This is a genomic window from Streptococcus sp. 3874, from assembly GCF_013276425.1.
Taxonomy (GTDB): Bacteria; Bacillota; Bacilli; order Lactobacillales; family Streptococcaceae; genus Streptococcus; species Streptococcus pseudopneumoniae.
In genome coordinates this window covers 1-3912 of the sequence record NZ_VMLA01000015.1, presented here as the reverse complement: position 1 = coordinate 3912, position 3912 = coordinate 1, and the positions used below count along the sequence as shown (strand labels likewise).

Genomic DNA, 3912 nt, shown 5'->3' with positions numbered 1-3912 from the left:
CTTTTCTTGCTGCTGCTTTAGCTTGTTCCTTAGCTGCATCTTTTTCTTCTTTTGTTGCGTTTGGAGTGTTGTCAATTTCTGCTAATTTGTCTGCTAATTTTTTCGCTACTTCTGCTTTAGCTGCATCTTTAACGGCTACTGTTGGACTTACTGCTTCTACAGCTGTTGTACCATCCGTTTTAGCTTGTTCTACCCCTGCATTGTCTGTTGCTGCATCAATATCTGCATCTGCTTTTCTTGCTGCTGCTTTAGCTTGTTCCTTAGCTGCATCTTTTTCTTCTTTTGTTGCGTTTGGAGTGTTGTCAATTTCTGCTAATTTGTCTGCTAATTTTTTCGCTACTTCTGCTTTAGCATTATCTCTTCCTACTGGGGTAACTTTGGTTATTGCGTCAATCCCTTCCATTTTAGCTTTTTCGACACTAGCTTGGTCTGTAGCTACTTTAACTTTGTTTGCCGCTTTTTTTGCATTTTCTATAACTTCTTCTTTAGCTGCATCCTTTTCGTTTTCTGATAATGTGTCATCATCATCTATCATAACTAATTTCTCTGCTGCTTTTTCTGCTATTTCATCAGCTGCTTTATGTTTTATTTTTAATTCTTCATTCAGGGTTTTCCGTTTTTCTAGAGCATCTCTTACTACGTCTTTATAATTACCAGTAGTACTATCTTCAGAAGCCAGCTTATCCTTAATTTCTTGCAATTTTGCTTCATAAGCATCCTTGGTTTCAGGAGTGGACCATTTTGTGTCTTCTGCTTTTTGTTCGTTTAATTTATTATAAACTTTTTCAGATAAGTCCTTGGCTACTTTGCTAGTATCCTGAGTAACTGAAAACTCTGTTCCAACAATTGGTAAAGCATAATGTTTCCAAGGTACTTGATATCCCATACCTAATCTTAAATTATCAGAAGCAGCAATTCTTACAGTATATTCTGTGGCACCTTTAGGTAACACTATACGTTTACTAGTAAAAGTACCTGTTTTAGTTCCTTGACTATTTTTGTACCTTACCAACTGTTGATTAAGACTATCTGTTGAAGGGTTCGAATTTCTTGGGACATCAAACTTAACCTTATCATTAGCATCGACTGAGACTACCTTCTTATTCATATCATTAATATGTTTATCAGGACGAAACTCTTCCTGATAGATAGTTATCATACTCCCATCTTCAAGTTTTGCAATCACCTTAACTTCATATCCCGCTTTATAACCATCAATATCTCCTGTAAAACCTGTTTTAAAAGAAATATTAACTCCTGTTCCTGTAGATGAAGAATAGGCTTTATAAGTTTTTTCTATCCCATTAAAGCCTTTTAGCCCTTTAGAAATTTGTTGCGCTTCTCCATGCCCTCCATTTTGATCTATATCCTTAAAATCACTTTTATCAAATGTTTCTTCATTTCTAGTCGCATATGTTCTAACTTGAGAAAGAAGTAGTATATACTCGTGAGAACGATCAAACGAATTTTCCTCGACATGTGCTGTATACGATTGTCGATTTCTCGTAACATTCACAGTTTCAATAGGAAAGACCCCGTCAGCTGTCTTTCTTGCAACAGCAAATTTTCCTTCTTTGCCCTCTGCTGAAACTGCCTTCCAACCACCAAATTCATTCAGTTCACTAACTTTACCTTGATCTATATTTGTCCTACTACCGATCTCGTCTATTTTAGCAAGTTTTTTCTCATTCTCTACTGTTTCAGGCAAATCTTTTAATTTAGTCGCCAAATCGTCTACACTTGCATCATCTCCTGGAGCTGTATACACTTGATTTGCATCTGGGTCGTCATCGGTTGGAGTCGCTGTTGGGGCAGGTGCATCACGTCTTTTACGTACTTTTGGCTTGTTGCTTGCTTCTTCCTCTTTGGTCCCTGGATGACTCTCTTGCTTGCCTTCATCCCCTGCTTCAGTATTGGTTGCAGATCCTTGTTCCTTTGCAGCAGGAGCAGCGTAGGTTGGCTGCTGTTCCTCTGATTTTTTCTCTGTTTCCGAATCCTTATCAGCTGCCACCTTCTCATTTGACTGTACGGCCTGTGCTTCCTCAGCAGATACCGCTCCACTTCCCATAAAGAGATACAGCGCCGCCACGGCTACCGAGGCCGCTCCAAAACTAACCTTCCGAATCGAAAAACGTAATTGTTTTTCTCTATCGTCCTTCTCACTATAAAACATATTAGATGTTCCCCTTTTTAGTTTAAATTTTTTCAAGTGTAATTACTGAGTCCATAACTGTAACACAATGCAAAGGTTTGCTTTGTTAATCAAAAATGCACTCAATCATTCAACCTGATATGACTAAACTATTATACCTTAAATTACTTTAAAAAGATAATCATTTGACTTCTTTATCTCACTTAGTATCAAGAAAAAGACAGCCTATCCATATATATATATATATATATATATATGGATAGGCTGTACAAAGCTATTCTATCAAGCTTCCTGACGATTCTGTCTTGAGAAACATATACAAATCAAGGTTTTATTACAATTTGATAACATTTTAGTTACAGTTTGTTTCGAAGTGTTTCCCCCTGATGTTAAGCACATCAAAAGCTAATTGATAAAAACAAATCCTAGCATTGTATGATTAAAAAGCCGCTCTTCTGTAGTAGCCACGCCATACCCTCTTTTTTATCATTTATGGATAAAACTAAATCATAGGCCAGTTTATAGATTCAAACCCCTTGCTTAGGGATTCGTATAGATTAGATTATTAGCTAGCCAGCTCCAGTTTTTCTAAGATCACTACTTCTCTTAGGCTTACTTGATTTACAAATGACCTAACTAGCTAACTCCGAAATCACTGTATTTTATCGAACCCTATCTAGGAGATAGAGAGTTACAAAAAACTCCAACCACGGCTTGCAACCCTCGTCTTTGCTGGTTTCTCTGTATTTTTTTAGGGCTTATTTGTATTTTTTCAATAGCTCCTCAAACTCAGCGACGGTTATGCCCAACTGCTGGCTAGCAACCTCAGAAGTCAGAAGACCTTGGCGGACTAGATTTACTAAACCTACTTTTAATCCCTGTTCAAGCCCCTCTGCACGACCTCTCTCCAACCCTTTTTCTTCAGCTTGTTCCAAGGCATAGTCCTGTGCTAATAAGGCTTGTTCTTCTCGCATACGTAGTTGACTAAACATCTCCCTGTCCTCCTCGGACCAGCTCTTGTAATCTAGCAGTTGGTCTGCTTGGCTGATGGCTCGCTCAGGTTCTTGGGTAAAGGGTTTATTCCCGAAAAACTCCAACCATGGCTTGCGAACCTCGTCTTTGCTGGTTTCTCTATATTTTTTTAGTTCCAAGAATGCCATCTTAACCAGATGGTTTTCCTGTCCATTGTTTGTAATTGTTAAAACCTCACCTGTCCTATCCTCTCGCATGCTAAAACTATGAAAAGCCAAGTTATCTGAGAAGTAGTTACTATCCACAATTGCGATAGCGTATACTGGTGAGATGTGTTTATAACTCTGATGAGTATCACCTTCTCGTTGACGAATTTTTTCAAGATTTTGATTGACCTGACTGCAAAGGTAAGCCCACAGGCGATTGATGAAAAAATTCTGATGATGGACTTGAATCTCAATGATTACTTGAGTACCATTATCTAGTTCAGCTAAAACATCTATACTGGTATAGAAATCCTGAGCCGAGTAGGGCAGGGAAGGCAAGACGTGAATGTTACTTCCCTCCAAAATGGTCACATTTTTGGCTGGTAAATCCAGCATATCGCGAATAAATTGACAAGTGATTTCCGGATTGCTAAAAATCTTCTTAGCAACCAAATCATTGGTCGGGCTAATGCCCGGATGACGTACAGCCATATTGCTTCTCCTTTCATTATAGCACATTTTTTAATCTAGATTTGATTATTCTATTTATTTATTCGAAAAAGAGTAAGCGCGTCATAACAA

Annotated in this window: 2 protein-coding genes; both read right to left on the bottom strand. The window is 38.1% G+C overall.

Going from position 1 to position 3912, the window contains the following annotated elements; translation table 11 throughout:
* The coding region (locus HT703_RS01385) for a DUF1542 domain-containing protein (protein WP_172929864.1) at positions 1–2209 on the bottom strand (2209 nt) is incomplete at its 3' end.
* A gap of 701 nt (positions 2210–2910) precedes the next feature.
* Complete coding sequence (locus HT703_RS01380) at positions 2911–3822, bottom strand: Rpn family recombination-promoting nuclease/putative transposase (protein WP_079252874.1); 912 nt, start codon at positions 3820–3822, stop codon at positions 2911–2913.
* Positions 3823–3912 lie beyond the last annotated feature (90 nt).